General features: G+C 60.5%; 4 protein-coding genes. 2 read left to right on the top strand and 2 right to left on the bottom strand.

The window, feature by feature from the left end:
- The coding region (locus ACSHXH_RS19200; RefSeq protein ID WP_435673408.1) for a PhzF family phenazine biosynthesis protein at window positions 1–471 on the top strand (471 nt) is incomplete at its 5' end.
- Window positions 472–497: 26 nt separating this feature from the next.
- On the opposite strand, the gene ACSHXH_RS19195 is transcribed toward ACSHXH_RS19200, so the two are convergent.
- The gene (locus tag ACSHXH_RS19195; RefSeq protein ID WP_435673407.1) at window positions 498–1,646 is read right to left on the bottom strand and encodes a serine hydrolase domain-containing protein; all 1,149 of its coding nucleotides are present in this window, start codon (window positions 1,644–1,646) and stop codon (window positions 498–500) included.
- Between the two features lie 52 nt (window positions 1,647–1,698).
- On the opposite strand from ACSHXH_RS19195, the gene ACSHXH_RS19190 reads away from it, so the two are divergent.
- On the top strand, window positions 1,699–2,046 hold the full coding sequence (locus ACSHXH_RS19190; RefSeq protein WP_435673406.1) for a hypothetical protein: 348 nt from the start codon (window positions 1,699–1,701) through the stop codon (window positions 2,044–2,046).
- Between the two features lie 11 nt (window positions 2,047–2,057).
- Here ACSHXH_RS19190 and ACSHXH_RS19185 read toward each other — a convergent pair.
- On the bottom strand, window positions 2,058–2,746 hold a 689-nt coding region (locus ACSHXH_RS19185), incomplete at its 5' end, for a tRNA methyl transferase PRC-barrel domain-containing protein (RefSeq protein WP_435673405.1).

The following is a 2,746-nucleotide window of genomic DNA, read 5'->3' as shown; positions in this document are numbered from 1 at the left end:
GGCGATGGCTCTGAAGTCGGCCTACCTGCGACGATAACGGCACCGGGAACCAGTGACGAGGCGGCACCGCTGATGGGCGGAAATCCGGTCGCGATCTATCGGCCTCAAGGCAAGGACATACGCTACCACATTTTCCTTTACGAAACCGAGGCGGAAGTGCGCGCCCTCACACCGCAGATCCGCGCTCTCGGAGAAATGGGCAACGACCAATTCATCGCCACCGCACCGGGTGACAATTACGACTGCGTCAGCCGCGTCTTCGTACCCGGCGGCGGGGTGGACGAAGACAGCGTGACGGGTTCAGCTCACTCGCTTTTGACGCCGTTCTGGGTCAATCGGCTTGGCCGCAACAACCTAAGCGCGCACCAAGCGAGCGAGCGCGGCGGTGATCTGACGTTGCGGCTGGATGACGACCGCGCATGGTTGGGCGGGCCTTGTGTTACCGTGGTTGAGGGTGTGTTTTACCTCTGATTTGCGCCGGGGCTGCCCTTGCTCGATCACCTCACCGGATAAAGCGCAATCACATCTGCTGCTTCTTGCAGCATGGGTGGTCGCTCTTCGCTGGTTGAATGGCCAAGGCGGACCATGGTCACATTCTGATCAGGCGAGACGAACACATATTGTCCCATATGCCCAATCAGCGCGAACAGGCTGGCTGGCGCGCGATCGGGGAATAGTGGGTGACCGCGTTCGAGATCGGGTTCGGGCCGGTTGAGCCACGTTTGGAACCCATATTGATTCGCAGTGGGGCTGGGGGTCGTCATCGCCTCGATCCAGCGGCTAGGCACCAACTGCTCGCCGCCCGGTGCCTGACCCTTATTGCGCATAAACTCGCCAAATTTCGCCCAGTCAAGTGCAGTGGCATGCATCAAGCTGCCGCCGACCATTGTGCCCGATGCATCGTATTCAGGCACCATTGACGTCATACCAAGCGGCCCAAACAGCCGTTCTTCCAAATACCCCGCAACCGCTGCCCGGCGCGTTTCAGGATCATTGCTATCGGTTAAAGTCCGTGCGGCGATATCGGCGAGGATGACTGTGGTGTTGGAGGAATACTCAAACCGTTCGCCCGGTTCAGCCTCTGGCGGCTGCTCCCTTGCCCATTTCGCCATATCATCACGGCCATCGAGGAACAGCATGCGCACTTCGGACGAATCATAGGGCGGATCGCCTGCTTCGGTATGCCGCAGGCCCGAGCGCATTTGCAGCAAGTGGCGGATTGTGATGCCCGAACGCGGGTCGCCAGTGCGCTGCCACATTGGAATAGGTGCAGGCTGATCCACGCTCAACAAACCGTCAGCTACCAGCATCCCGATCAGCACGGCGGTAACCGTCTTCGCCATTGACCAGCTAACGTGGCGCGTATCGGCATCGTAACCCGCGCCGTAACGCTCAGCCGCGACCTTGCCATCGTGGAGCACGACCACTGCGCGGGTTTCCCCCACACCTTCTGCTGTGAAAAGTTCATCAACCTGCCGTGCGAGCTGATCCTTAGGAGCGCCCGCATCCTCTGACACAGCATCCAAAGCGGCCTGCGAGAGCGGCGCGGGCTCAGCGGGCGGCGGCTCTGCGCATGAAGCGCTGATTGCGGCAAGGGCTGGCAGGAGCGCGGCAGCGGCGATATGGGTGCGGAAACGGTGCGTCATCACGCTCTCAATTCTACAAGGGTTCTGACAAAGCAATGGTAAAACCTCGGCAATGGTAAAATCTGAAGCGAAACGCTCATCCACGTCGCGGATCGCGCTTGGGATCCTTGTGATTGCGCTGGCTGCGGCCGCAGCAGCCGTGTGGTATAACCGTGCGCCAATCCAAGGTTACGCCGATGTCGGCACGTCCTATGCCGCGCGCGTGGCGTGCTCATGCCGGTTTGTTGCGGGCCGCAGTCTTGAGGATTGCGAAAAGGATATGCTTGCCGGAATGGAATTGGTGTCGCTCAGCGATGATCCCGAAGCGCGCAGTGTCACCGCAACTTTCCCACTGGTCACCACCAACACCGCGACGTACCGCGAAGGCTATGGTTGCGTCATGGAGGAGTGGGAGGGTTAGTCGCTCAGCGACTATTCGGCGACGGACACAGTCGAATCGATCCAGCCGCCGCCAACCACGCGCTCTCCGGCATAGATCACCGCAGCTTGGCCCGGCGCGACGCCGAATTCGGGGCTTTCGAAACGCATATTGACCTGCGCGCCGTCTCCGAACGGTCCATCGAGTGTAATTGGCACCGGCTTGGCGAGACTGCGAACCTTTGCGGTCAGCTTTTCGTTTGCCGCCAGATCGCCAATCCGGTTGGTCTCAATCACAGTTACACTTTCCACCGCCAGCATCCGCTTTGGCCCGACGCGGACTTCGCGTGTGTCCGCGTCCAGCGCGATTACGTAAAGTGGTTCGGGCTGACCGCCGATGTCCAATCCTTTGCGCTGGCCGACAGTAAAGTGGACGATGCCCTTGTGCTCGCCCAAAGTCTCACCGGTTGCGGCGTGGACGATTGCGCCCGGCACTCCGCCTTCGGGGCGCATTTTGGTGACGATCTTGGCGTAATTGCCGTCGGGCACAAAGCAGATGTCCTGACTGTCAGGCTTGGCCGCATTGCGCAGGCCTGCTGCCTCGGCCAGCTCGCGCACCTTTGTTTTTGGCAAGCCACCTAAAGGAAAGCGGATGTAATCCAGCTGTTCGCGCGTGGTTGCGTACAGAAAGTAAGACTGATCGCGCGAAGGATCGACCGCGCGGTAGAGGTGCGGGCCAGGGC

Origin of the sequence: Marivita sp., assembly GCF_051251565.1 — a bacterium.
Lineage (GTDB): Bacteria > Pseudomonadota > Alphaproteobacteria > Rhodobacterales > Rhodobacteraceae > Marivita.
This window is presented reverse-complemented; position numbering and strand designations above follow the sequence as displayed.